The sequence below is a fragment of the Candidatus Brevundimonas colombiensis genome (genome assembly GCA_029202665.1).
GTDB lineage: Bacteria > Pseudomonadota > Alphaproteobacteria > Caulobacterales > Caulobacteraceae > Brevundimonas > Brevundimonas colombiensis.
Window position 1 is genome coordinate 1708861 of record CP119326.1, and the last position, 24405, is coordinate 1733265.

Below are 24405 nucleotides of genomic sequence, written 5' to 3' on the forward strand. Positions count from 1 at the left end.
TATGGATGAAAGGCTCAGGAGCGCGGCAACTGGTAGGGGTTGTTGACGCTGACCGGCGCGCCGGGCGTCAGGCCCAGTTCCTGGAACGACCACTTCAGCTCGACCCCCTCGACCAGGTCCTGACGGCACTTGTCCTCGTCGATGCGGCGCAGGGTGATGACGGCCTGACCATCCCGCAGGCTGACGATGGGGATCAGGTCGTCCTTCTTGGTGCAGCCGTTGGAACTGACCCAGAAGATGGCCTCGTCCTTGGTGAAGGTCGCGGCGTGTATGGACTCAAGCTGTCCGGGCATGCCGCGCGTCGAGACGGTCGGCTCCGACGTGGCGCAGCCCGACACGACAGCGGCGCAGGCCAGGGCGCCGACGACGACGAAGCGTTTGATGATGGAGCCGTTCAACTGACGACCTCCCCAGATCTCCAAGCCTGATCGGCCCAGAGTGCGCCTGTTCGCCCGTCAAGGGAACAGGGTGAAAGACGAAGGGCCCCGGACGAATCCGGGGCCCTTGCAACTCGATGGGTCGAGGCTCGACTTACGAAGCGTAGTATTCGACGACCAGGTTCGGTTCCATCTTGACGGCGTAGGGCACGTCCGACAGTTCCGGCACGCGGACATAACGGACCGAGAACGAACGATCCGACAGTTCCAGATAGTCCGGCACGTCGCGTTCCGACGACTGCTGGGCTTCCAGCACCAGCGCCATGTTGCGCGACTTTTCCTTCACGGTGACGACGTCTTCCGGCTTCACGCGGTAAGAGGCGATATCGACCTTCTTGCCGTTGACCAGGACGTGGCCGTGGCTGACGAACTGGCGGGCGGCCCAGACGGTCGGGACGAACTTGGCGCGATAGACGACGGCGTCCAGGCGCGATTCCAGCAGGCCGATCAGGTTCTCCGAGGTGTTGCCCTTGCGGCGAGCGGCCTCGTCATAGGTCTTGGCGAACTGCTTCTCGGTGATGTTGCCGTAGTAGCCCTTCAGCTTCTGCTTGGCCTTCAGTTGCAGGCCGAAGTCGGAAACCTTGGACTTGCGGCGCTGGCCGTGCTGGCCGGGACCGTAGGAACGCTTGTTGACCGGCGACTTGGCGCGGCCCCACAGGTTCTCACCCATGGCCCGGTCGATCTTGTACTTGGCGCTGTGGCGCTTGGACATTCTATTCTCTTTTCAACGATACGGCCCGGCATCCCCTCGATTGGGAATGCGATCTCAACGGCGGTCCACGCATCTTCCGTCATGACCGCGCCCGGCGGCGAACCGTCGGACGTGGAAGGCGGCGCTTATGACCAGACGCGCCCGCAGAGTCAAGGCGGACGGGTCCGTTAAGGACGATGGCGGGGAACGAACGCGCGATCCCGCCCTTCTGCCTTGTGACGCAACCGAACCCCGCATTCGGACAAGGGAAGAGTAGAATGCATCGCGAAGACAAGAGCTTCCAGACAGGCCTGTCGGACCAGGGCTTCGAGGCGCTGAAACGTCAGCTGGTCGATCTGGTGGAACCGTTGACCGACGGCCAGCTTCTGGAACTGGCCGACGGCATCCATGAAATGCTGCGCCAGCGCCGCGCGGTGCGCCGCCATCACGCCGAACGGATGCAGGATCTGATGCCGCCTGGCGTGGACTTGCGCGTCTGAGATCTATTTCGAGACCGACTGGGTCGACTGGGCTTCAGAGATGAACATGGCGCGGCCTTCGCGCGTGGCGATCTTGCCCAGACCCGGGAAGGGGAAATGATAGGCATAGATGTGAGCGCCGGAGTTGCGCAGCGCCGTCACCTCGTCCAGCCGCGCCTTCTCGCCCGCCGCCTGATCGTCGTCGTAGCCGACGCGCCAGTCGGGGTGCTCAACCGACAGAATCCAGTGGTGCATCAGGTCGCCGGTATAGAGCAGTTGGTTCTGACCATCGGCGATCAGATAGGCGACGTGGCCCGGCGTGTGGCCGGCCGTATCCTGGGCCGTGACGCCCGGCGCCGCCTCTGCGCCCGGCTTGAAGGTCTGGACCTTGGGCGTGATGATCCGCACCAGATCGGCCAGTTCGGGATTGGCGCGGATTAAGGCCCAGTCGGCCTCCGACATTCGAATAGCGGCGTTGGGGAAGGCCAAGGCGCCGTTCGCGACCAGGCCACCGATGTGGTCGGGGTGTCCGTGCGAGATCAGGACGTCGGTGATGCTGGCCGGCTCGACGCCCGCCGTGCGCAGGCTCTGCATCAACAGCCCCTTGCCTTCGCCCAGACCGGTGTCGAACAACATTGTCCGGTCGTCCTTCCTGACCAGCAGCGGATGAATCTCCAGCATGATCACATCCGTCGGCTGGCCGGCGGCCGTCAGGGGCGCGGCGACCGCCTGAGGCGTCAGGCCGACGCCGAAGACCTTGTTGTCGTTCGGGACGGGATTTTGACCGTCGAACAAGGCGATGGCGTCCAGGGTGCCGATCTTGAAGCGATACACAGGCTTCTCGGCCGGAGCCGCGACTGTCTGGGTCGGATTGGGCGGGGCGGGATCGCCGGGCTTTTTGTCGTTCGCCGGCTGGCAGGCCGCCAGCATCAGGCCGGCCAATGCCCCGCCCGTCATCAACATCCGCATCGCTTGGTCCTCCACATGCGAGAGCAGAATCGAAAACGCCCGCCGGAGGTTCCGGCGGGCGTCGTCATGTCTCGATCTCTAACGGGCCTTATTTGGCGGCGGCGTACAGTTCGTTGACCTTGTTCCAGTTCACCACCGTCCAGAAGGACTTCAGATAGTCGGCGCGGCGGTTCTGGTATTTCAGATAATAGGCGTGTTCCCAGACGTCGGCGCCCAGGACGACGGCGCCCTTCTCGTCGGCGACGTCCATCAGGGGATTGTCCTGGTTCGGCGTCGAGGTGATCTTCAGCTTGCCGTCCTGAACGATCAGCCAGGCCCAGCCCGAGCCGAATTGCGCGGCGCCGGCGGCGTTGAAGTCTTCCTTGAACTTGTCCATCCCGCCCAGATCGGCGTCGATGGCGGCCTTCAGCTCGGCCGAGGGTTCGCCGGCCTGATCGGCCGGAGCCAGCAGTTCCCAGAACAGGCTGTGGTTCCAGTGACCGCCGCCATTGTTACGCACGGCCTTGGGGGCCTTGGAGATGTTGGCGAAGATGTCTTCCAGCGACTTGCCCTGCAGGCTGGCGTCGGCGTCCACCGCCTTGTTCAGATTGTCGACATAGGTCTGGTGATGCTTGTCGTGGTGGAAGGCCATCGTCTCCTTGTCGATGGCCGGTTCCAGCGCGTCATAGGCGTAGGGCAGCGGGGGCAGGGTGAAGGCCATGGGAGGTTCCTCTCGCGACAAATCTTGATGGGCTGCACATAGGCGCCCGTTCGTAAAACCCAAGCGACAAAGCCCGGATTCGTTCCGACTTATCGGCCCGGAACGGTCAAGCTGGCAAGTTCGCCTTCAGGCAGTCGCGCACCGCCCGCTTCAGATCGCCCGGCGCATTGGGCTCATCCACGCCCTCGGCGGCGAAGACCGCGCGCACGGCGGCGTCCAGCCCCTTGGGCAGGGCCTCGACCACCCGCTTCTGACCCTTCTCGTGCAGGCAAAACCCCACCTCGCGGCACAGGGCGGAAAATAGGGGTTCGTAAGGGTCGGGGGCGCTCATGGGGCCCCTGTATCATCAGGGAAGAAGACGCGACAGCCAGTGCAGAAGGTTCAGCGCGAACTGCTGGTCGTCGTGTCCCGGCGTATTCAGCCCCATCTTGCGTGGTGGGCGTCCATCGGGAAAGCGCACCACCTGCGCCGTCAGCATCCCAGCCTCGCCCAGAACGACCACCCGACCGCGCCCGAAGGCGAACGCCAAACCCTGCGCGGGAAGCGCGGGACGCGCCAGTTCGGTCGTCACGATCCTGGCGTCCTCGCCAGCCCGCAAACGCTCTCGAATGGTCTGAAGCGCAGCCAAGTCGGGCGCCTCGTACGCATCGTCGCTCATAGCCAGAAGGATGGCGGCCGAGGAAGGCCCGCGCAGAGACTGTCCAGTGAAGGTCCGCAACGTGCGCACCATCTCGGTTGGGGAGCGACCGTGGATGATCGGATGATTGGCCAGAGCTGGCGACGGAAAGGCGAGATTGGTCGTGAGGTCGTTCCCCACGCGCTGGAAGGTGTAGCCCTTGCCCATAGTCACGCCGAACCGACGCCCCAACGCCTCGGCCGCCGCGCCATAGGGCGCATGATCGATCGGCAGCAGAAGCGCGCCGCCCTGTTCGACCCAGGTCGCGACGGCGGCGATTTCCGTGTCGGAGAACGCGGAAGGGCCGGTTTCGGATGAGGCAAGGCGCGGATTGGAAATGACCAGCACATCCGCTTCTCGCAGAGCGTCCGGCTCATCCAGACGTCGGCGCAAAGGCTGCACGCGATAACCATCGGCGCGCGCTAGAGCTGCGAAGCCGGAATATCGACCGTGCACAGTCTGAAGCGTATCGTGCGCCTCGTCGATCAGGATCATCGGGCCGGAGGCCGAAGCGTAGGCAGGCGCCGGTACGGCCGGTCTCCACTCCAAGTCCGGGACCTGCTCCTGCGCTATCGCGACCATCGGACAGGCGGTCAAGGCGGCGAAACCGAGGAGCAGACTGCGGCGCCGCATCGCTTTCAACCCTTCAACCGTTCGGCGTGGAAGGCGATGTGGTCGGCGATGAAGCTGGTCATGAAGAAGTAGGAGTGGTCGTAGCCGGGCTGCATGCGGATGGTGACCTTCTGGCCCACGGCGTCGGCGGCGGCTTGCAGCAGTTCGGGCTTCAGCTGGTCGGTCAGGAAGCTGTCGGCGTCGCCCTGGTCGATCAGGATGTCGTCGAAGACGCCCTTGGCCCGGCCTGATGCAATCAGCTTGGCGGCGTCATGCTGGTCCCAGACGGCGCGGTCTTCGCCCAGATAGGCGGTGAAGGCCTTCTCGCCCCACGGCACCACGGATGGCGACACGATGGGCGCAAAGGCCGAGACCGAGCGGAACAGGTCGGGGTGTTTCAGCGCCAGCGTCAGGGCGCCATGCCCGCCCATCGAATGGCCGCTGATCGAACGCACGCCGGTCGTGGGGAAATTGTCGTCGATCAGGCGGACCAGTTCGCCGACGACATAGGATTCCATGCGGAAATGCGCCGCCCACGGCCCTTCGGTCGCATCGACATAGAAGCCCGCTCCCTGCCCCAGATCATAGGCCGGGTCGTCCGCCACACTCGTTCCCTTGAGATCGGCGCCGCGCGGCGAGGTGTCGGGCGCCACGATGATGACGCCGTGTTCCGCGGCGGCGGCATAGGCCCCGGCCTTGGTGGTGAAGTTGTCTTCCGTACAGGTCAGGCCCGACAGCCAGATCAGGACCGGAAACGGTCCGTCTCCGGCGGGGACAAAGACCGACAGGGTCATGGGCGTGCCGGTCGTCTCGCTGTCATGCTTCAGATAGCGAAGGCTTCCGCCGTGGACGATGTGGGTCTTTGTGGTTTGCATGACGTCTTCTGTTTCAGCTCGCCCGGTGGGCGGCGCAGATCTTGTTGCCCGAGGGATCACGCAGATAGGCCAGATGCAATACACCGAACGGAGAGGTGCGCGGACCGGCCGGGTCTTCGATCACCGTGCCGCCCGCTGCGGCGCCCGCCTCTGAAAAGGCGACAACAGCCTCAGGCGTGGCGGCGGCGAAGCCGATGGTGCCGCCGTTGGCGTGACAGGCGGCCTGACCGTCGCGCGGCTTGACCACGCCCAGCATCCCGCGCGGCGTCATGTACCAGATTCCCGGCATGGGAAGGTCGCTGGCCACGCCCGGCTGGTGACCGAGGGCGCCGAGCACCGCATCATAGAATTTTTGCGACGCCTCAAGGTTATTGGCGCCCAGGGTGACGTGGGTGAACATGATTCTCTCGCTCCAACCGCCCGGCCGTTTCACCGGGCGTCGCAACCTAGGCGGACTTAGTTTCGTTTGGCAACGCTTGCTTCAGAACACCACGACCGAACGGATGCTCTTGCCCTCATGCATCAGGTCGAAGGCGGTGTTGATGTCTTCCAGGGCGAAGGTGTGCGTGATCATCGGGTCGATCTCGATCTTGCCGTCCATGTACCAGTCGACGATCTTGGGCGTATCGGTGCGGCCGCGCGCGCCGCCGAAGGCCGAACCGCGCCAGACACGGCCGGTGACCAGCTGGAACGGGCGGGTGGCGATCTCCTTGCCGGATTCGGCCACGCCGATGACGACGCTTTCGCCCCAGCCGCGGTGGCAGGCCTCAAGCGCCTGGCGCATGACCACGGTGTTGCCGGTGCAGTCGAAGGTGTAGTCCGCGCCGCCGCCGGTCAGGTCGACCAGATGGGCCACCACGTCCGGCACGTCCTTGGGGTTGACGAAATGGGTCATGCCGAAGCGACGGCCCCATTCTTCCTTGTCGCCGTTGATGTCCACGCCCACGATCATGTCGGCGCCGACCATCTTCAGCCCCTGGATGACGTTCAGGCCGATGCCGCCCAGGCCGAAGACCACGGCGTTGGCGCCCGGCTCGACCTTGGCCGTATTGACCACGGCGCCCACGCCGGTGGTCACGCCGCAGCCGACGTAGCAGGCCTTGTCGAAGGGCGCGTCCTTGCGGATTTTCGCCACCGCGATCTCGGGCAGGACGGTGAAGTTCGAGAAGGTCGAACAGCCCATATAGTGGGCGATGGCCTGGCCCTTGTAGCTGAAGCGCGACGTGCCGTCCGGCATCAGGCCCTTGCCTTGCGTGCCGCGGATCGAGGTGCACAGGTTGGTCTTGCGCGACAGGCACGACTTACACTGGCGGCATTCGGGGGTGTAGAGCGGGATGACGTGATCACCGACCGCGACCGAGGTCACGCCCGGCCCCACCTCGACCACCACGCCCGCGCCTTCGTGGCCCAGGATGCTCGGGAAGATGCCCTCTGAATCCAGACCGTCCAGCGTATAGGCGTCGGTGTGGCAGATGCCGGTGGCCTTGATCTCGATCAGCACCTCGCCCGCGCGCGGCCCCTCCAGATCGACCTCGACGATCTCCAGCGGACGTTTGGCTTCAAACGCGACGGCGGCGCGAGTTTTCATTGTTCTTGGTCCTTCGGACGTCCCTATCGCTTGCCGCGCGGCGGCGCGCTGCTTGAGGGACAGGCGGTGAGTGTATTGGGCTTCTTCTACGCCTCAGGCCGAGCGTTAAAAGCGCGACAAACGCAAAACATTATTGTCGTGTCGCAACAATCCTGATCCAAGGCTCGCATGAGCCGCTGGGACGGGATCGACGAATTCACCGCTGTCGCCGAACAGGCCAGCTTCTCGGCCGCCGCGCGTCGGCTGGGTCTGTCGACCTCGGCCGTCAGCCGAGAGATCGCGCGGTTGGAGGATCGGCTGCAGACCCGGCTGCTTCATCGCACGACCCGCAGGGTGGAACTGACGGACGCGGGCCGCGACTTCCTGGGGCGCTGTCGCCGGCTGATCGACGACCGGGACGAGGCTCTGGCCGCCGTCCAGCCCGATGACCAGGCCCCGCGCGGTCTGTTGCGGATGACCTGTTCCGTCTCCTATGGCGAGCGGTTCATTGCTCCCGCCGTCAACGCCTTCGCCCGCCAGAACCCGGAACTGCGGATCGAGTTGGACCTGGACAATCGGCTGCGCGACCTGGTGGGCGATGGCTATGATCTGGCGGTGCGGTTTGGGCATCTGACCGACTCGCGGCTGATGGCGCGGCGTCTGGCGTCGCGGCGGCTGATCCTGTGCGCCAGTCCCGACTATCTGGAGAAGCGGGGCGCGCCGCGCGACCTGTCTGAAATCGCCAGCCATGACGGGCTGATCGGCTCGGCCGAGCATTGGCGTTTCACCGAGGCGGGACGCGAGGTGGCCTTGCGCCCCATCGGCCGCTGGCGCTGCAACTCGGGCGCTGCGGTGCTGGACGCGGCGTTGCAGGGGCTGGGCCTGTGCCAGTTGCCGGACTTCTATGTGACACAAGCCCTGGCGTCGGGCGCCCTGGTGTCCTTGCTGGATCACGCCCGCCCGCCCGATGAAGGCGTCTGGGCCGTCCATCCGCATCCCCGCCACGTCCCGCCCAAGGTGCGCGCCATGATCGACTGGCTGTATGATCGTCTGTCGTCCGCCCGGAGAGCTCCTGCATGAACCTCGTCGTCCTGACCGGCGCCGGCATATCGGCCGAGAGCGGGGTGCCCACGTTTCGGGCGTCGGACGGCCTGTGGTGCGGCCATCGGGTCGAGGATGTGGCGACGCCTGAGGGCTATGCGGCGGACCCGGCCCTGGTGCAGGACTTCTACAATCAGCGGCGGCGGCAGTTGGCGCAGGTTCGGCCCAATGCGGCGCATCGGGCGCTGGCGGACCTGGCGGCGCGGTGGGCGGGCGACTTCCTGCTGGTGACGCAGAACGTGGACGATCTGCACGACCGGGCGCACGCCGAGACGCAGCCGGCCGAGGGGTTCGAACTGATCCATATGCACGGCGAACTGCTGAAAGGCCGCTGCACCCGCTCCGGCGCGGTTATGGATTGGACAGGCGACATGGCGGCGGATCAGGCCTCGCCGCATCATCCGCTGGGTCGGATGCGGCCGCACATCGTCTGGTTCGGAGAGACGCCGCTGCGGATGGAACGCATCGAGCGGGCGCTGGAGGCCTGCGACCTGTTCGTGTCCATCGGCACCTCGGGCGCGGTCTATCCGGCGGCGGGCTTTGTCCAGGCGGCGCGGGCCGCCGGGGCGCGGACGGTGGAGATCAATCTGGAGCCGACCACAGGCGCGCGCCTGTTCGACGAAGGCGTCTATGGCCCGGCGACGCAGGCCGTGCCGACCTTTTTCAACGTCCTGAAACCTTAAGAATCACATCGCGTTTTGGCGCGTCCGCTCCGCGATAGCGGGCCTCAGCAAGACACCTGGGTTTCATCACAACGCGCACAACGAGGCACAACCAACCCGCGAAGAGATAGACGCGGCCGATGATGAAGGCGGTGAAGCCCCGGTTCTTCAGGACCGGGCGTTACGTCGTCAGCGTGGTCGTCACATCAGCCCCAATTGTTTCAGACTGGCCACGCCGTCGCGGCCGACGACCAGATGATCGTGAACCTCGACGTTAAGGGCGCGCCCGGCCAGCACGACCTGTTTCGTCATCTCCACGTCGGCGCGGCTGGGGGTGGGATCGCCCGACGGATGGTTGTGCACCAGGATCAGGGCGCTGGACGACAGCTCCAGCGCGCGGCGCACCACTTCGCGGGGATAGACCGGCGCATGATCGACCGTGCCCTTGTTCTGCACCTCATCGAGGATCAGCTGGTTCTTCTTGTCCAGATAGAGCACGCGGAACTGTTCGCGCGGCTCATGCTGTAAGGCGATGCGGACATAGGCCAGCAACGCCGTCCACGACGAGATCACGGCGCGTTTGGCGGCCGGTTCGCGCGCGATACGCCGTGTCACGTCGAAGATCAGCTGCAGGTCCAGCGCCACCGCCCGCGTCGCCTTGCCGGCGACATAGCCCATCGACCGCGCCACCTGATCCTCGATGGCCTCGTGACTGGCCGCGCCGATCCCCTCCAGCCCCCCGAACCGCGCGAGCAAGTCCTTGGCCAGGGGCTTTACATCCCTGTAAGGCACGCTGCGGAACAGCAGCAGCTCCAGCAGCTCATAGTCGGGCAGGGCGCCCAGTCCCCCCTTCGCCGCCCGCTCGCGCAAGCGGTCGCGATGGCCGCTGTGGCGGGGCTTGGGCTTGGCTGCGCCTTGATCCGACTCCCCACTGTCCAGCATATCCCCCTCCGTTGCCTGCAACCTGTGCGGAATGCGAGGGAGGATCAAGGGTGCGCTGTCATATCCAAGCTAGAACGTTGGGGGCGGAGACACGACTTCCAATCGCGTCCGCCGGAGCAGGCCATATCGATATGTCACGTCCCACCCATGAGGCGCAGCCTGTGATGGGGCCAGCCTGAAGGAAAGGCATCTTGCTTCAGCCAAGCATGGCGTCGCCGAGACGATCCGATCAGGCGAGACAAAATTCGGCGAAGGGTCGGACGCGCGATCCTTTTTCGGCATGGCTTGCACCGCATCCTGATAGGCGCGCAGCATTTCGGTTGCGACGTCGGATGACGGCGCTGCAAATCCAGAGGGTGTCCCTGTCCTGTGGCGACAGCCACCGCTTTCGTCGCCGGCGCGATAGAGGATTTGACGATATCCACTGAATACCTTGACGACCGTCTTGCCTTGGACCGTTTGGTCAGTGCCGATGAAGGTGTTCAATGCTGTCTCGCATACGTTTCCGGCGCGCGCTTGGGTCGTTTCGACAAGTTCGAGCACGACGTTCCCGAACGGTGCGGACGACACCACGGATGCGGTCTCGATATCATCCGCGCGTTCAGGCACGAGCCAAAGCGCCAGATCTCTCGCGGAATAGGATTGAAGTTGAGCAGCCGGCCTCTCTTCGGACGGAATCGAAATCTGGCTGTAGCCAGTGTCCAACTGAACCAACATTCCCGCTTGGTCGAACTTGGGCGCACAACCGACTACGAGAAGAAGAAGTGGGATCGCAGCCTGTTTCATGCGAATCCCGCCCCTCTCACGATCAGTTCGGGCGGAACAGGCCCGCAGGCGAGGCGGTGAAGATTTCCAGCCCGTCCTCGGTCACGCCGATGGTGTGTTCGCACTGGGCGGACAGCGACTTGTCGCGGGTCACGGCGGTCCAGCCGTCGGACAGCACCTTCACCTGCGGCTTGCCCAGGTTCACCATCGGCTCAACGGTGAAGAACATGCCGGGCTTCAGAACCGCGCCTTCGCCGCGACGGCCGTAGTGCAGGACATTGGGGCTGTCGTGGAAGACGCGGCCGATGCCGTGGCCGCAGAAGTCGCGCACCACGCTCATGCGCTGGGCCTCGACGAACTTCTGGATGGCGAAGCCGATGTCGCCGAACGTATTGCCCGGCTTGACCTGTTCCAGTCCCAGCTCCAGCGATTCATAGGTGACGTCGATCAGGCGCTTGGCGCGAGCGTTGATTTCGCCGACCGCGTACATGCGGCTGGAATCGCCATGCCAGCCGTCGACGATGACCGTGTGGTCGATGTTGACGATGTCGCCGTCCTTCAGAACCTTGTCGCCGGGAATGCCGTGGCAGACGACGTGGTTGATCGAGGTGCAGACGGTCTTCTCATAGCCCTTGTAGCCCAGGCAGGCGGGCAGGCCGCCGTGGTCCAGGGTGAACTCACGCACCAGGTCGTCGATCTCTCCGGTCGTCACGCCCGGCTTCACATGGGCGGCGATCATGTCCAGGGCTTCGGCGACCAGCCGGCCGGCCTTGCGCATCCCCTCGAAATCTTCGGGGGTGTGGACGCGGATGGCGCTGGAACGGATCAGGACGTCGGTTTCCAGTTCGGGCGTTTCGTACATGGGGGAGCTTCGATCAGGCTTTACGGCGGGGCGCGGTGCAGATGGCCCTTATATCACGGATGCACAAGGCGATCTTGGGGCGACCGAGGCCGGGTAAGGAAATCCGCCGCAGCGGCCTGTCGCGCCCTTTCCGCTGCGTAAGTGTGTGATTCAGCGACAGCATCTTGCCGCAACGGAACCTCGCGCGGGTGTGATCTTGTGCAGCTTTTGCGACACAGTTTCGCCCGGATCGGAGCAGAGAGCGGCCATGCGTGCAACGCTTTCTGGTCGAAAGCGCTGCGGCAACGTCTCTCCCCCGACACCCCACCGCCGCGTTTGATGGCGGGGGCTCCACTTAGGAATGGTACATGACCTCCAGGAACATCGCTCGCATGGGCGGCATCGCCCTGACCACCGCCCTGCTGGCCGGCGTCGCCGCCCCGGCCATGGCCGGCTCCTTCTACGTTCAGGAACAGTCGACCCGCGCGCAGGGTCGCGCCAACGCCGGCGTCGGCGCCGACAAGGGCGTCCAGTCGCTGTGGTGGAACCCCGCCGCCATCGCCGGAACCCAGCGCGAAGTCTATATGGGCATGCACGGCCTGATCCTGGATTCCAGCGTCGACGACCGCGGCTCCAGCCTGACGTACAACGTCCCCGTCACCGGCGTCGGCGTGGTCAGCCGCACCTATCCCGTCAACGGCGATCCGCACGTCCATGACGTGGTCGAAAGCGGCATCGTACCGAACTTCGCCATCTCGACCCCCATCGGCGACCGGTTCAACGTCGCTCTGGCCGTCCAGGCGCCCTACAACTTCACCACCAAATATCTGCCGGACGACTTCGCCCGCTACGACGCCCTGACCTCGGAACTGCGCTCGGCCAACGTCAGCCTGGTCGCCGCCGCCAAGGTCACCGACTGGCTGGACATCGGCGCGGGCTTTGACGCCCAGTACGCCAAGTCCACGCTGTCGGCGGCCCTTCCGAACGCGCCGATCCCGGCGGTCCTGTCCCCCGCCTATGTGATTTCGCCGTCCACCGACGGCCGCAACCAGCTGGAAGGCGACGGCTGGAACTATGGCTGGAACGCCGGCGCCCAGATGCATTTCGGCAAGCTGGACCTGGGTCTGTCCTACCGGTCGGAAGTCAAGCACGAGCTTGACGGCACGGTGAACATCTCGGGTCTGACCGGCGTCCTGGCCGGCGGCAACGTCTCGGCGGACGGCACGGCCAAGTTCACCACGCCCTGGTACGCGACCGTCTCGGCCCGCTACGCCGTCAACGACCGCCTGACGCTGAACGCCCAAGTCAACCAGATCGGCTGGAGCAAGTTCGACGCCATCCGCGTCAACTATGGCGCCAACGGTTCCTCGATCATCGTTCAGGACTATGACGACGTCACCACCGGCGCGGTCGGCTTCGACTACAAGATCGACCCGACCATGACCTTCCGCGCGGGCGTGGGCTATGACCCGACCCCGACCCCGGACGACCACCGCACCGCCCGCATCCCGGACGGCGACCGCTGGCTCTACGCCGCCGGTCTGTCCAAGACGGTGGGGGCGATGACCTTCGATGGCGCCGTGACCTATATCGACATCAGCGACGCCGCGATCAACGACACGCGCGATGTCTATGGCAACGGCCTGGTCGTCTCGAACCTGCGCGGCGAGGCCAAGGGCAATGGCGTCGGCTTCTCGCTGGGCGCGACCTGGAACTTCTAAGGTCCGTACAGGCTGACATGAGAACGGCGGCGTCTGCAAAGACGCCGCCGTTTTTTATCGCCCGCCTTTTTCTCCGCGTCATCCTCGGGTCAAGCCCGAGGGTGACGGCAAGCTGTTATCCCTTGGCGGCCGCGCCATAGCCCTTGCCGCCGTTCGACGGGCGGCGACGGGGGCGGCGCTTCATTTCACCTTCGGGACGCGGCTCGGACTGACGGTTGTCGGACGGGCGGGGTTCGCGCGGCGTGGTCTTTTCACCCGCCATCGGGTTGTAGGTCTTCTCGGGACGCGGAGCCGCCGCCTCGCCGCCGGGGCGGTTGCGACGCTGACGGTGGGGCTGGCCGCCGCCTTCCGGGCGGACGCCCTCGCGGTGCGGCGCGCGGTTGCGCCCGCCGCCACGACCCCCACGGCCGCCTTCGTTGCGCTCGCCGCCCTCACGTTCCGGCATGGTCGCCTTCTTGGCCACGCCCGCCGACATGATGGAGGCGTCCAGAGCCGCCAGCTGCTTGTCGTTGCGGCGATCCGCAGCCGGGATCTTCTGGCGCGTGACCTTTTCGATGTCGCGCAGCAGCTTCATCTCGTCGCCCGCCACGAAGCTGACGGCGGTGCCGTCCTTGCCCGCCCGCGCGGTGCGGCCGATGCGGTGGACGTAGCTTTCCGGCACGTGCGGCAGTTCGAAGTTCACGACGTGCGAGACGCCGTCCACGTCGATGCCGCGCGCGGCGATGTCGGTGGCGACCAGCACCCGCAGCTTGCCCTTCTTGAAGGCTTCCAGCGTGCGTTCACGCTGGGGCTGGGACTTGTTGCCGTGGATCGCGCCTGCTTCCACGCCGCCGGTCTCCAGATAGGCGGCGACCTTGTCGGCGCCATGCTTGGTCTTGGTGAAGACCAGGCAGCGCTTGTATTCCGGGTCGCTGAACATTTCGGTCAGCAGGGCGCGCTTCTTGCCCTGTTCGATATAGACCACCGACTGGCTGATGCGCTGGACGGTGGTCGATTGCGGGGTGACCTGAACCTTGACCGGGTCTTTCAGCAGTTCGCCCGCCAGCTTGCCGATCTCGGACGGCATGGTCGCCGAGAAGAACAGGTTCTGACGCTTGGCCGGGATGCGGCTGACGATCTGGCGGATCGGCTTGATGAAGCCCAGGTCCAGCATCTGGTCGGCCTCGTCCAGCACGAAGATTTCGGTCGAGGACAGGTCCAGGTTCTTCTGCTGGATATGGTCCAGCAGGCGGCCGGGCGCCGCGACCAGGATGTCCAGACCCTGTTGCAGGGCGCGTTCCTGACCGCCGTATTTCACGCCGCCGAAGATCACGGCGACCCGGAAGCCCAGGTGGGCGCCGTAAGCCTTGAAGCTGTCGCCGATCTGGGTCGCCAGCTCACGCGTGGGGCTCAGGACTAGCACGCGCGTGGTGCGCGGCTTTGGCGCAATGCGGTTCTCGGCCAGGCGATGCAGGATCGGCAGGGCGAAGGCGGCGGTCTTGCCGGTGCCGGTCTGGGCGATGCCCAGCAGGTCCTTGCCGGCCATGACGTCGGGGATGGACTTTTCCTGGATCGGCGTGGGCTTGGTATAGCCGGTAGAGGCCAAAGCCTGAAGAAGGGCCTTGTTCAGGCCCATGGATTCGAAGGTGATGCTCACAGCAATGTCTTTCGCGTGCGGCGACGCGCATCGGCCATGGCATGACGCCGTCGGGCCGCGCACCGCCAGTCCCGACGGGGCCTGCGACAGCGGGCCTGCGGGGTGGATCGGGCGCCGCCCCGCGTGTCCGGGCAGCGAATGAACTTGAGGAACCGGCGGCTGCTACAGACAGGTCCGAAACGGACCCACACGCGCTGGAGACGCCGGAGATCGCGAGTGTGCGACGCCGCGCAAATGGGCGCTTATCGCCGATAAGTCAACAGTGGACGCCCCGCCGTGGTGCACAGGCGGGGCGAACAGGCGCGGTGGAGAACTCCGCCTTACTGCGTGTAAAGGGTGCGCAGTCGCTGGAGGTCGGCCGCGTCCACATCCAGTTCGCGATCCAGATAAATTTCGACCGAACCGTAGTCGCGATCGATGAGATCGAAAACGGCCTGCAGATACCGGGCGTCCACCCCCATGAACACGGCGCGGACGTCTGGCGGCATCTGCAGGAAGGCCGACATGCCTGGATCGGCCTCGGCGCCCGCGGCGGAAGCCTGGCCGCGATAATAGCGGTTCGACAGCTCATAATCGGCCAGTATGGTCTGGCGCGGCACGCCGAGCGCCGACAGGATCAGCGCCGTCGCCATGCCGGTGCGGTCCTTGCCGGCCGTGCAATGATAGAGGATCGGTCCGTCGCCCTTCAGCAGGTCGGCGAACAGCGCCCGGTGCTGGGGCCGCTGCATCTTGAGCAACTGGGGATAGGAGGCGGTGAAGACTTCGCGCGCTCGCTCAGCCGTGGGAACGCCGTCCTTGAACAGGTCGGAAAAACTGAGCATGTCCAGCGTATAGTCGGTGGCCGTGATCGGCGGCGCGCCTTCGCCGGTCCAGGCCGTCGGGTGGCTGCGCCGTTCCTCGACCGTGCGCAGGTCGTGGATCGCACGTAGTCCATGCCCGCGCAGGAAGGCCACATCATCGGGCGTGAGGGCGGACAATTCGCCGGTGCGATAGATGACGTCCCATTTCACCGTGCGGCCGTCGACGGTGCGATAGCCGCCGATGTCGCGGGCGTTCTGAACCCCCTGAAGCGGCAGCAGACGCTCGTGATCGGCCGGCGCATTCGGGGCGGCCGCCGAACCTTGGGTCGCCTGAGCCTGGACGGCCGAAACGGAAGCGCTCGTGGCGCAGGCCGACAAGGCCAGGGCGGCGATCGCCCCGGCGCAAAGAAGAAGGCGTTTCATCCCATTGATCCTTTTTTATTTCAGAAGCGAAGGCGCAGGCCAGCCATCATGCGACGGCCGATCTGTTCCACTTCGGTCGGATGGTCCTTGTCGCCCTCGAAGGCGATGTACTGTTCGTCGGTCAGGTTGTTGGCGTCCAGATAGAGGGACACGCGGTCGTTGATCGCATAACGCAGCGATACGTCGACGCTCTCATAGGCCGCGCGCGTCTGGTCGCCCCAGCCGCCGAAGTCCAGGGTGTCGATCCAGTCCGAACGCCATTGCCAGCTGACCCGCGCCGAAATCCCGTACTTCTCATAGAACAGCGAGGCGTTGGCGATGGTGTCGGAAACGCCGGGGAAGTCGACGGTGCGTCCTCCCGGCGCCTCGAAGTCGCCGGCCAGCATCGCCAGGTTGCCCTGGAAGCCCAGACCCTCCCAGGCGCCCGGCAGGAAGACGAACTGCTGCTGATAGGACACTTCCAGGCCATACAGCTTGCCTTCGCCGCCGTTCAGGGTGGTGACGTAGTCATAGTTCGAGCGGTCGATGCCCGGCGCATTGTAGCGGTTGTCGCGGACCTTGGTGGTGCTGTTGAACAGCACATTCTCGACATTGCGGTAGAAGCCGCTGACCGAGGCCAGGCCCGCGCCCGGAAGATACCATTCCAGCGAGGCGTCGCCGCCCCAGGTACGCTCGGGCTCCAGCCACGGATTGCCTGCCTTCACGGTGGTGTTCGTATCGTCGATCGAGGCGCTGGTGCGAACCACGGCGAAAGACGGGCGCGAGATTCCGGTCTGGGCGGAAAGGCGCAGGACGATGTCGTCCGTCAGGTCGAACTTGGCGTTGATGCTGGGAAAGACGCTGGTGTCGTCCTGGCTGGCGGTCAGGGACGAATAGACGCGGTCGCCGCCCGTGGCCGGCGTGGTGTCGACAAAGCCGGCGATGTCCTGGCTGGCCTGCTCGATCCTGAGGCCCGCCACGATCTGGGCCAGGCCCAGGCGGAACTTCGCCATGGCGTAGCCGGCGATGACGTCTTCGTCGATGTCATAACGGTCGGTGGGCTTGACGATCGCTTGGCGGTCGAAGGCGGCGGCGGCCAGCACGCGGTCGATATCGTCGCGCATCCGGTCGTTGTCGACCTTGCGGACGTCGAAGCCGCGCGGGAACCGGCTGTCCCAGAGATCGTCCGTCACATAGTCCGCAGCCTTGATCGCCGAGGTCACATTGATCAGCGACCCCTGGACCAGTGAGGAGCCTTTGATGCTGCGGCTGTCGTAGGACAGGCCGGCCGACAGCTCGACGTCTCGGCCGGCCAGGAAGAACGACCGGCGTCCGTCCAGCTTGTAGACCCAGCTTTCGGTCTCGATCTTTCCGACGATCGGCAACAGCAGGTTCATGCCAAACGCCCCCTGGTTCAGCGAGGTGCGCGCGGTCCCGCGCTGGAGCACGCCGGCGCCGTCGACCACCGTGTCGTAGAGGTTCAGGATCGGGAAGTTCCGGTCCTTGGCGTCATAGGTCAGCGACACCCGGTCGGTGTTCGAAGTCTGGTTCTGGAGGACGATGGGCAGGAAGGTGGTGTTCTCGGTCTCGGTGTAGTTGATCCGCCAGTCGACGTCCCAGCCGCCGATCCGATGGTCGCCGCCCAGGGTGTTGATCCAGTTGCTGTTCTCGTATTCGCCGCGGTTGAACATGCCGCGGACGCCGACCCCGACCAGATCGCCGGACTCGCTGGTGCGCGACAGGGTGCGCCGCGCGCCGCCCAGCAGGAACACATACTGGTTGCGCTTCTCCTCGTCGTTGAAGTCCGAATAGAGCGAGTTGAAGAACAGTTTGTGGCCTTCGGCCGGGCGGAAGGCCAGGCCCAGCATGGCGGCGTCGCTGGAACGTGTGACCTGATAGGAGCGGAAGTCGAACTGGGTCGGCAGACCCGCGGTGTCATAGTCGAACTCGCGGTTGTCGGTAGTCTGTTCACGCTCGTAATGAGAGGCGGCGGCCACGATTCCGAAACGGTCGCCCGACCAGGAGGCGCGTGCGGCGGCCTGTTCCTGGGCGCCGCCGCCCAGTTTCATCTCGCCATAGCCGAGGTCGGCGAAGGCGTGGAAACCGCGCTGCTGGAACGGCGAGAAGGTGTTCAGATTGACCCGCGCCAGCACCGCCTCGGCCGGCAGATCCGGCGTCAGGGACTTGTTGACCTCAAGCGCGCTCAGGATCACCGCCGGCACGGCGTCGAAGCGGAAGGCGCGGCCTTCGCCGCCCTCGTCGACCCCTATGATGTTGACGCCGTCGATCGAGACGCTGGTCCAGCGGTTCGGACCGCCGCGCACCTGAAGATACCGTTCCTGGCCCTGGTCGCGTTGCACCGCCACGGCCGGAAGCCGCGCCAGGGCGGCCGCCGAGTTCTGATCCGGAAACTGGCCGACCGTGTCGGCGGCGATGACGTTGATGAGGTTGTCGGCGTTGCGTTGTTGGCGCAGGGCCGCGCGCTGGCTGCCGACGATGGGCGAAGCGGTGACGACGATTTCATCGACCTCGGCGGCTTCTTGCGCGGCGTCCTGCGCCTGAGCGGTTCCGCCCGCGATCAGAGCTGCTGTCGCGACGCCAGCGCACAAGGCGCCGCGTGAGGAAAAACTGTGGTGAAAAATCATGATGGCGCCCCCTTCGGCCTCAAAGCTTGGCCGGGGGAATTAGAACGATTGTTTCTCAAATTTCGAACATATGTACGTCTCTTCAAAGATGTTCCGGCGACGCTTTTGCGACGGCGGATCGCCGCCATTGCCTGAGGCGTCATCTGCGGGCACATCAGGGGCATGCCAAAGCCATCCGCACCCGTCCCTATTGTGGACCTTGCCGCCTCTAGTCGTGCTGACGCGCTTGTTGACGCCTTCCTGGCTGAGATGGCCGTCTCGGGGGCGCAGGGGGCGTCCGCACGAAATGTCGCGACTCGCGCCTCCGCCTCCGCATCCTCGATCAACTACCATTTTGGATCGATAGAACAATTGTACGGGTCCAGCCAAAGGCGGGCCATCCAACAGGCGGACAGCTGGCTCGACAGCCGATTGATGGATGCGGCTGCGGGCGCTCCATGGCCCGCCGAGGCCTTTCCCGCCTTTGCGGCCGAAATGATCGACGCCTGGGTCGACACTCGCAGGGTCGAAGCCCAGGCCGAAGCCTGCGATCTCATGAGCCGATCGCGGGTTCCGTCGGAGACCGTCCCCCTGTGGATCGATCTGTGGGATCAATTCTGGGTGCAGCTTCTGCCCCTGTTCACGCTTGATCCCGAGCACGCGCCCATCGTCTCGTCCATTCTGCAGTCCGAACGGCTGGCTCATCTGGCGCGCTGGCGTTGGCCGCATGATCGCGCCGGGCTCGAAGAGGTCTGCGTCCGGCTGGTCGCCCGGTTGTCGGGAGACGCCTCGCTTCTGGCGAGAGCTTCGCCCTGGCGTTCCGGCGCCGAACGATTGACCCAGCAGGAGACGGGGTTCCCGCCCTTGACGGGCGCCGCCGCACGCATCGCGCAAGCCGTCGTCGCCGCAGTCGATGAAGACGGCGAAGAGGGACTGACCCATAGGGCGGCGGCAAAGAGGGCGGGGCTGAGCCTGGGCGCCGTGACCCACCACTTCCCCACGCGTTCGGCGCTGACAGCCGCCGGCTACGCCTGTCTCTATCAACGTCTCGTCGACGCCGCCCAAGGCCCCGGGGGCCGCACGGCCGAACATGGCGACCTGGGCCTGCACCTCTCGTCGATGCTCGACATCAGCGCGGGCGCGCCCGGCGCCGGCGCCTTCGAACTCTTCTTTTTGGCGGCCACGCGCGACGAAGCCCTGACGCCCTTCGCCGCGAGGGTCCGTTACAGTCGCGGCCTCAACACCCTGCGATTCCTCACACCGGTCGCACCGGACCTGACACGCCTTGACGGCGTGCTCCTCTCCCACTGGATTTTGAGCGTCGGCCGATCAGCGAACGCCGGGCATCAACGCCAGGATGAGGCCGTTCGCCAGTTTTCTCACTGGGCCAAGGTGCTCTTCAGCAGGGACTAGGACGAATCGACATTCACCGCATCCAGATCATTGATGCGGCGATGTGGACGAAGGCAAGGTCGTGTCGGGCGACCCGGTCGAAGCGGGTGGCGAACCGTCGGAAGTGTTTGAGCGTGTTGAAGCATCGCTCTATGCGATTGCGCAGCTTGTAGATCAGGGGATCGTGCGGGATCGGGGTTTTGCGTGAGCAGGTCGAGGGGGTGACGGCCTCGGCGCCGATCCCGGCCAGATGCGCCCGAAGACTGTTTGCATCATAGGCCCTGTCGGCCAGGACGGCCTTGGGGCGGTGACCTTCCAGAAGCGCCGGGACGGCGAGGATGTCGTGGCTCTGACCGGGTGCGATCAAGAGCCGGACAGGCCGCCCGAGCGTGTCGCACGCCATGTGGACCCTGGTCGTCAGTCCGCCTCGGGAACGCCCCGCAGCCGGATCGAGGCCCCCTTTTTTGAACCGCTGCCCCGGCCTGTCGTCGCCTGCTGGTGGGCCCGAACCAGGGTCGAAACGCCGTCGGGCCGCGCACCGCCAGTCCCGACGGGGCCTGCGACAGCGGGCCTGCGGGGTAGATCGGGCGCCGCCCCGCGTGTCCGGGCAGCGAATGAACTTGAGGAACCGGCGGCTGCTACAGACAGGTCCGAAACGGACCCACACGCGCTGGAAACGCCGGAGATCGCGAGTGTGCGACGCCGCGCAAATGGGCGCTTATCGCCGATAAGTCGACAGCCGCATACTTTACGACGCATGCCGCGTCGTCGCGTCGCCGCCGAGTTTGTAACGGGCGCGAGTTCAGGAAGGCGTCGTCAGCATGGCCCGACATGCCCGATCCAGCGTGACCAATACGCGGACGGCGGCGCGGCCGTCGGCGTCGTCTAATCCCGCCAGCGCACGACTTCGCAGTTCGTGCAACGCAGCGTCGAGCTGTTGCGCGCGGCTGGCGCCAGCCGGCGTCAGAAACAGCGCCTTCGCTCTGGAGTCCGTGGGGTTTCGCCGCCGCGCAAGAAGTCCGTCTCTCTCTAAGGCCAATACTGATCGCGCGATCGCGGCGGGGTCTATGACTGCCTCTTCCGCAACATCCCGCTGGCTGACGCCGTCGCCCAAGCGAGCGACGACCAGCAAGGCCGCCCCCTCCGATAGCGACATTCCCAACCGATTGAACTCCATCCCGGCGGCTTTCTGCCAAGCCCTACCGACCGGAAGCAGCGTCCAGGTGAGCGAAGTGGCCCAATCATCGGTGGATTTAACAGACATGCTATTGTTGACTCGTCATCTATTACCCATGTCCCGTCTCCGATGTGGACCAGACCATCCAATGGGGATGGCGACGCATAAAGGAGAAAAGACCCGATGGGCAGGTTGACAGGCAAGGTCGCGATCATCACGGGCGCGGCGCAGGGCATGGGCGCGTCGCACGCGCAGCGGTTCGTCACGGAAGGCGCTAAGGTCGTCATGACCGATCTGAACAGCGAGGCCGGGTCGGCGCTCGCGGCGAAGCTCGGCCATGATGCGCTGTTCGTCCATCACGATGTGACGAGCAGCGAAGGTTGGGCCGACGTGGTCAGCAGGGCGGTGGCGGCGTTCGGTGACGTTTCCATTCTCGTGAACAACGCCGGCATCCTCGGTCCGATCGCCAAGACGGCGGACATTTCCGAGGACGCCTTCCTCAAGGTCTGCGCCGTGAACCAGACCGCCGTCTTCTTGGGTATGAAGGCGACGATCCCATCGATGCTGCGTGCGGGCGTCGGATCGATTGTGAACGTCTCGTCCATCGCCGGCATCGCCGCCAACTACGGCTTCCCCAGCCTCGCCTATGTGGGCAGCAAGTTCGCCGTCCGAGGCATGAGCAAGGCGACTGCGATCGAGTACGGCGCCAACAATATCCGCGTTAACTCCGTGCATCCAGGCTTCATCCGCACGCCGATGATGGTCGAGGGAACCGATGAGAATGGTGGAGAGGCCGTCGCCATGATCCCGCTGGGCCGTATTGCCGAGGCGAGCGAAGTAACCAATCTGGTGCTCTTTCTTGCGTCCGATGAAGCCTCCTATATCACTGGCGCCGAGCATCTGGTCGATGCGGGGATGATGGCGCAGTAGCGCCGGGGGAAGGGGCGTTTACAGCCGCCCCTTCCTGAACCGCTCCTGCGCTTCCGCCGCCGCCTCCTTGCGCCATTTCTTCGGCGCGGACTTGTCCACCTCTTCCCCCGCGCCGGTCAGGGCTTCGTTGGCGAACTCCAGGTCCATCAGCTTCATGCGCTTGATCTCGTCGCGCAGGCGGGCGGCTTCCTCGAACTCCAGGTTGGAGGCGGCTTCGCGCATGCGGCCTTCCAGATCGCGTAGGGCGGCCTGGAAGTTGGAGCCGACGAAGGGTTTGGAGGCCTCGGCCACGCCCGGCCGGGTCAGGCGGTCCAGTTCGCGCGACTCATAGGGGCTGTCCATGATCTCCTTGATGTCGCGCTTGACGCTTTCGGGCGTGATGCCGTGTTCGGTGTTGTAGGCGACCTGACGTTCGCGCCTGCGGTCCGTCTCGGCGATGGCGCGCTCCATACTGCCGGTCATGCGGTCGGCGTACAGGATGACGCGGCCGTCCACATTGCGGGCGGCGCGGCCGATGGTCTGGATCAGGCTGGTCTCGGAGCGCAGGAAGCCCTCCTTGTCCGCATCCAGAATGGCGACCAGGCCGCACTCGGGGATGTCCAGCCCCTCGCGCAGCAGGTTGATGCCGATCAGACAGTCGAACGTCCCCAGCCGCAGGTCGCGCAGGATCTCGATCCGTTCCAGCGTGTCGACGTCGGAGTGCATGTAGCGGACGCGCACCCCCTGTTCGTGCATATATTCGGTCAGGTCCTCGGCCATTTTCTTGGTCAGGGTGGTGACCAGGCTGCGATAGCCTTTAGCGGTCGTCGCCTTGACCTCGTCGATGACGTCGTCGACCTGGTTGCGGGTCTTGCCGCTGACTGGGCGGATTTCGACCGGCGGGTCGATCAGGCCGGTGGGGCGGATGACCTGTTCGACGAAGACGCCGCCCGCCTGTTCCATCTCCCACGGGCCGGGGGTGGCGCTGACGTGAACCGTCTGGGGGCGCATGGCCTCCCATTCCTCGAACTTCAGCGGGCGGTTGTCGATGCAGGAGGGCAGGCGGAAGCCGTATTCCGCCAGCGTGGATTTGCGGCGGTAGTCGCCCCGGAACATGCCGTTGATCTGGCCGACGGTGACGTGGCTCTCGTCCACGAACAGCAGGGCGTTGTCGGGGATGTATTCGAAAAAGGTCGGCGGCGGCTCGCCCGGCGCGCGGCCGGTCAGCCAGCGGGAATAGTTCTCGATCCCGGCGCAGCTGCCGGTGGCTTCCATCATCTCCAGGTCGAAGCGGGTGCGTTGCTCAAGTCGTTGCGCCTCCAAGAGCTTGCCGTTCTCGACCATCCAGTCCAGCGTCTCCTTCAGCTCGGCCTTGATGCCGGTGGTCGCCTGGTTCAGCGTCGGGCGCGGGGTGACATAGTGGCTGGCGGCATAGACGGTGATCTCGGTCAGGTCGGCGGTCTTCTTGCCCGTCAGGGGATCGAACTCCTGGATCGTCTCCAGCTCGTCCCCGAACAGGCTGATGCGCCAGGCGCGGTCCTCCAGGTGGACCGGGAAGATTTCGATCACGTCCCCGCGCTTCCTGAACATGCCCCGTTCGAAGTTCAGGTCGTTGCGCTTGTACTGCAGCGCGATCAGATCGGCCCGCAGCTTGGCCTCGTCGATCTGGTCCCCGACCTTCAGGGTGAAGGTCATGGCGGTATAGGTCTCGACCGACCCGATGCCGTAGATGCAGCTGACCGAAGCGACCACGATCACGTCGTCCCGCTCCAGGATCGCCCGCGTCGCCGAGTGGCGCATCCGGTCGATCTGCTCGTTTATGGACGAGTCCTTTTCGATGTAAGTGTCTGTTCTTGGGACATAAGCTTCCGGTTGATAATAGTCATAATAACTGACGAAATATTCGACGGCATTGTCCGGGAAGAAGCTCTTGAACTCGGAATAGAGTTGGGCAGCCAAGGTCTTGTTCGGGGCCAGGATCAGGGCCGGACGCTGGGTCTGTTCGATGACCTTGGCCATGGTGAACGTCTTGCCCGAGCCGGTGACGCCCAGCAGCACCTGGTCCCGGTCGCCCGCATCCGCCTGGGCCACCAGTTCGGCGATGGCGGCGGGCTGGTCCCCGGCGGGCGTGTATTTAGTCTCCAGCCGGAAAACGCCGCCCTTCTTCGTGCCCTCGCGGGAGGGACGGTGCGGGACCCAGTCCGATGGCGCGGCGATCGGCTCCTCAGGCGTCAGACGCGGGCCGGAGACGGGGGCGAACATGGGCATTTTGCCCGTATCGCGAATGAAGGCGGCCGACGCCTCCTGCACGCCCGGATTGGGGACGTGGACGGGCTTGGCGGGCTTTGCGGCGGCGGGCTTCGGCGTCGAAGAACGGTTCATGAACAGAACTTAGTGCGCGGGGTGGGACGACGCCATAGCGCGCCG

24 protein-coding genes are annotated in these 24405 nt (G+C 65.3%); 6 read left to right on the forward strand and 18 right to left on the reverse strand.

Annotated features, from left to right (window positions below):
• Positions 1-14 precede the first annotated feature (14 nt).
• Positions 15-398 (reverse strand): hypothetical protein, encoded by a 384-nt coding sequence (locus P0Y50_08055; protein ID WEK38508.1) that lies wholly within the window; start codon positions 396-398, stop codon positions 15-17.
• Positions 399-531: 133 nt separating this feature from the next.
• Positions 532-1149, reverse strand: coding sequence for a 30S ribosomal protein S4 (gene rpsD, locus P0Y50_08060; protein WEK38509.1), 618 nt, complete (start codon positions 1147-1149; stop codon positions 532-534).
• A 257-nt stretch (positions 1150-1406) separates the two neighbouring features.
• Here rpsD and P0Y50_08065 point away from each other — a divergent pair, with 257 nt between their 5' ends.
• The gene (locus tag P0Y50_08065; protein ID WEK38510.1) at positions 1407-1628 is read left to right on the forward strand and encodes a hypothetical protein; all 222 of its coding nucleotides are present in this window, start codon (positions 1407-1409) and stop codon (positions 1626-1628) included.
• A gap of 3 nt (positions 1629-1631) precedes the next feature.
• On the opposite strand, the gene P0Y50_08070 is transcribed toward P0Y50_08065, so the two are convergent.
• The 7 genes from P0Y50_08070 to P0Y50_08100 form a co-directional block, all read right to left on the reverse strand.
• Positions 1632-2576 (reverse strand): MBL fold metallo-hydrolase, encoded by a 945-nt coding sequence (locus P0Y50_08070; protein ID WEK38511.1) that lies wholly within the window; start codon positions 2574-2576, stop codon positions 1632-1634.
• An 88-nt stretch (positions 2577-2664) separates the two neighbouring features.
• Positions 2665-3276: a superoxide dismutase gene (locus P0Y50_08075; GenBank protein ID WEK38512.1), complete on the reverse strand. Its 612-nt coding sequence runs from the start codon at positions 3274-3276 to the stop codon at positions 2665-2667.
• Positions 3277-3382: 106 nt separating this feature from the next.
• Positions 3383-3607, reverse strand: a complete 225-nt coding sequence (locus P0Y50_08080) for a hypothetical protein (GenBank protein WEK38513.1) — start codon at positions 3605-3607, stop codon at positions 3383-3385.
• A 15-nt stretch (positions 3608-3622) separates the two neighbouring features.
• Positions 3623-4447, reverse strand: coding sequence for a DUF4350 domain-containing protein (locus P0Y50_08085; protein WEK38514.1), 825 nt, complete (start codon positions 4445-4447; stop codon positions 3623-3625).
• A gap of 143 nt (positions 4448-4590) precedes the next feature.
• On the reverse strand, positions 4591-5439 hold the full coding sequence (gene fghA / locus P0Y50_08090; GenBank protein WEK38515.1) for an S-formylglutathione hydrolase: 849 nt from the start codon (positions 5437-5439) through the stop codon (positions 4591-4593).
• Positions 5440-5452: 13 nt separating this feature from the next.
• Positions 5453-5839: a VOC family protein gene (locus P0Y50_08095; protein WEK38516.1), complete on the reverse strand. Its 387-nt coding sequence runs from the start codon at positions 5837-5839 to the stop codon at positions 5453-5455.
• 81 nt (positions 5840-5920) lie between these two features.
• Positions 5921-7027: an S-(hydroxymethyl)glutathione dehydrogenase/class III alcohol dehydrogenase gene (locus tag P0Y50_08100; GenBank protein ID WEK38517.1), complete on the reverse strand. Its 1107-nt coding sequence runs from the start codon at positions 7025-7027 to the stop codon at positions 5921-5923.
• A 168-nt stretch (positions 7028-7195) separates the two neighbouring features.
• Between P0Y50_08100 and P0Y50_08105 the strand changes: the two genes are divergently transcribed.
• Both P0Y50_08105 and P0Y50_08110 read left to right on the forward strand, forming a co-directional pair.
• Positions 7196-8086 (forward strand): LysR family transcriptional regulator, encoded by an 891-nt coding sequence (locus tag P0Y50_08105; GenBank protein ID WEK38518.1) that lies wholly within the window; start codon positions 7196-7198, stop codon positions 8084-8086.
• Positions 8083-8790, forward strand: a complete 708-nt coding sequence (locus tag P0Y50_08110) for an NAD-dependent deacylase (protein ID WEK38519.1) — start codon at positions 8083-8085, stop codon at positions 8788-8790. The genes P0Y50_08105 and P0Y50_08110 overlap by 4 nt, the downstream gene beginning before the upstream one ends.
• Positions 8791-8970: 180 nt before the next feature.
• Here the strand turns inward: P0Y50_08110 and radC are convergent, their stop codons facing one another.
• The 3 genes from radC to map form a co-directional block, all read right to left on the reverse strand.
• Entirely contained in the window at positions 8971-9711 is a 741-nt protein-coding gene (radC, locus tag P0Y50_08115; GenBank protein WEK38520.1) for a DNA repair protein RadC, read from the reverse strand.
• Between the two features lie 69 nt (positions 9712-9780).
• Positions 9781-10497, reverse strand: a complete 717-nt coding sequence (locus tag P0Y50_08120; protein WEK38521.1) for a hypothetical protein — start codon at positions 10495-10497, stop codon at positions 9781-9783.
• A gap of 22 nt (positions 10498-10519) precedes the next feature.
• Positions 10520-11338, reverse strand: a complete 819-nt coding sequence (gene map, locus P0Y50_08125) for a type I methionyl aminopeptidase (GenBank protein WEK38522.1) — start codon at positions 11336-11338, stop codon at positions 10520-10522.
• A gap of 347 nt (positions 11339-11685) precedes the next feature.
• Here map and P0Y50_08130 point away from each other — a divergent pair, with 347 nt between their 5' ends.
• Positions 11686-13038, forward strand: a complete 1353-nt coding sequence (locus P0Y50_08130; GenBank protein WEK38523.1) for an outer membrane protein transport protein — start codon at positions 11686-11688, stop codon at positions 13036-13038.
• 115 nt (positions 13039-13153) lie between these two features.
• Here the strand turns inward: P0Y50_08130 and P0Y50_08135 are convergent, their stop codons facing one another.
• From P0Y50_08135 to P0Y50_08145, 3 genes are all read right to left on the reverse strand, one after another.
• A complete protein-coding gene (locus tag P0Y50_08135; GenBank protein WEK41549.1) occupies positions 13154-14653 on the reverse strand; it encodes a DEAD/DEAH box helicase in 1500 nt (499 codons plus the stop codon).
• Between the two features lie 341 nt (positions 14654-14994).
• Positions 14995-15897, reverse strand: a complete 903-nt coding sequence (locus P0Y50_08140; protein ID WEK38524.1) for a tyrosine-protein phosphatase — start codon at positions 15895-15897, stop codon at positions 14995-14997.
• Positions 15898-15917: 20 nt separating this feature from the next.
• Positions 15918-18521 (reverse strand): TonB-dependent receptor, encoded by a 2604-nt coding sequence (locus tag P0Y50_08145; protein WEK38525.1) that lies wholly within the window; start codon positions 18519-18521, stop codon positions 15918-15920.
• Positions 18522-18872: 351 nt separating this feature from the next.
• On the opposite strand from P0Y50_08145, the gene P0Y50_08150 reads away from it, so the two are divergent.
• Positions 18873-19913: a hypothetical protein gene (locus tag P0Y50_08150; protein ID WEK38526.1), complete on the forward strand. Its 1041-nt coding sequence runs from the start codon at positions 18873-18875 to the stop codon at positions 19911-19913.
• A 13-nt stretch (positions 19914-19926) separates the two neighbouring features.
• Here the strand turns inward: P0Y50_08150 and P0Y50_08155 are convergent, their stop codons facing one another.
• Together P0Y50_08155 and P0Y50_08160 are read right to left on the reverse strand one after the other, a co-directional pair.
• A complete protein-coding gene (locus tag P0Y50_08155; protein ID WEK38527.1) occupies positions 19927-20559 on the reverse strand; it encodes an IS5 family transposase in 633 nt (210 codons plus the stop codon).
• 135 nt (positions 20560-20694) lie between these two features.
• Entirely contained in the window at positions 20695-21156 is a 462-nt protein-coding gene (locus P0Y50_08160; GenBank protein ID WEK38528.1) for a MarR family transcriptional regulator, read from the reverse strand.
• A 96-nt stretch (positions 21157-21252) separates the two neighbouring features.
• Here P0Y50_08160 and P0Y50_08165 point away from each other — a divergent pair, with 96 nt between their 5' ends.
• The gene (locus P0Y50_08165; GenBank protein ID WEK38529.1) at positions 21253-21999 is read left to right on the forward strand and encodes a glucose 1-dehydrogenase; all 747 of its coding nucleotides are present in this window, start codon (positions 21253-21255) and stop codon (positions 21997-21999) included.
• Positions 22000-22017: 18 nt separating this feature from the next.
• On the opposite strand, the gene uvrB is transcribed toward P0Y50_08165, so the two are convergent.
• Complete coding sequence (gene uvrB / locus P0Y50_08170; GenBank protein WEK38530.1) at positions 22018-24360, reverse strand: excinuclease ABC subunit UvrB; 2343 nt, start codon at positions 24358-24360, stop codon at positions 22018-22020.
• Positions 24361-24405: the final 45 nt, after the last annotated feature.

Excerpts from the sequence above, each read along its gene's own strand:
- P0Y50_08145 (WEK38525.1), bottom strand. The coding sequence starts at position 18,521 with ATGATTTTTCACCACAGTTTTTCCTCACGCGGCGCCTTGTGCGCTGGC.
- uvrB (WEK38530.1), bottom strand. The coding sequence starts at position 24,360 with ATGAACCGTTCTTCGACGCCGAAGCCCGCCGCCGCAAAGCCCGCCAAG.
- P0Y50_08110 (WEK38519.1), top strand. The coding sequence starts at position 8,083 with ATGAACCTCGTCGTCCTGACCGGCGCCGGCATATCGGCCGAGAGCGGG.
- P0Y50_08160 (WEK38528.1), bottom strand. The coding sequence starts at position 21,156 with ATGTCTGTTAAATCCACCGATGATTGGGCCACTTCGCTCACCTGGACG.
- radC (WEK38520.1), bottom strand. The coding sequence starts at position 9,711 with ATGCTGGACAGTGGGGAGTCGGATCAAGGCGCAGCCAAGCCCAAGCCC.
- P0Y50_08100 (WEK38517.1), bottom strand. The coding sequence starts at position 7,027 with ATGAAAACTCGCGCCGCCGTCGCGTTTGAAGCCAAACGTCCGCTGGAG.
- map (WEK38522.1), bottom strand. The coding sequence starts at position 11,338 with ATGTACGAAACGCCCGAACTGGAAACCGACGTCCTGATCCGTTCCAGC.
- P0Y50_08095 (WEK38516.1), bottom strand. The coding sequence starts at position 5,839 with ATGTTCACCCACGTCACCCTGGGCGCCAATAACCTTGAGGCGTCGCAA.
- P0Y50_08085 (WEK38514.1), bottom strand. The coding sequence starts at position 4,447 with ATGATCCTGATCGACGAGGCGCACGATACGCTTCAGACTGTGCACGGT.
- P0Y50_08130 (WEK38523.1), top strand. The coding sequence starts at position 11,686 with ATGACCTCCAGGAACATCGCTCGCATGGGCGGCATCGCCCTGACCACC.
- rpsD (WEK38509.1), bottom strand. The coding sequence starts at position 1,149 with ATGTCCAAGCGCCACAGCGCCAAGTACAAGATCGACCGGGCCATGGGT.
- P0Y50_08105 (WEK38518.1), top strand. The coding sequence starts at position 7,196 with ATGAGCCGCTGGGACGGGATCGACGAATTCACCGCTGTCGCCGAACAG.
- P0Y50_08135 (WEK41549.1), bottom strand. The coding sequence starts at position 14,653 with ATGGGCCTGAACAAGGCCCTTCTTCAGGCTTTGGCCTCTACCGGCTAT.
- P0Y50_08080 (WEK38513.1), bottom strand. The coding sequence starts at position 3,607 with ATGAGCGCCCCCGACCCTTACGAACCCCTATTTTCCGCCCTGTGCCGC.
- P0Y50_08075 (WEK38512.1), bottom strand. The coding sequence starts at position 3,276 with ATGGCCTTCACCCTGCCCCCGCTGCCCTACGCCTATGACGCGCTGGAA.
- P0Y50_08165 (WEK38529.1), top strand. The coding sequence starts at position 21,253 with ATGGGCAGGTTGACAGGCAAGGTCGCGATCATCACGGGCGCGGCGCAG.
- P0Y50_08140 (WEK38524.1), bottom strand. The coding sequence starts at position 15,897 with ATGAAACGCCTTCTTCTTTGCGCCGGGGCGATCGCCGCCCTGGCCTTG.
- P0Y50_08065 (WEK38510.1), top strand. The coding sequence starts at position 1,407 with ATGCATCGCGAAGACAAGAGCTTCCAGACAGGCCTGTCGGACCAGGGC.
- P0Y50_08120 (WEK38521.1), bottom strand. The coding sequence starts at position 10,497 with ATGAAACAGGCTGCGATCCCACTTCTTCTTCTCGTAGTCGGTTGTGCG.
- fghA (WEK38515.1), bottom strand. The coding sequence starts at position 5,439 with ATGCAAACCACAAAGACCCACATCGTCCACGGCGGAAGCCTTCGCTAT.
- P0Y50_08070 (WEK38511.1), bottom strand. The coding sequence starts at position 2,576 with ATGCGGATGTTGATGACGGGCGGGGCATTGGCCGGCCTGATGCTGGCG.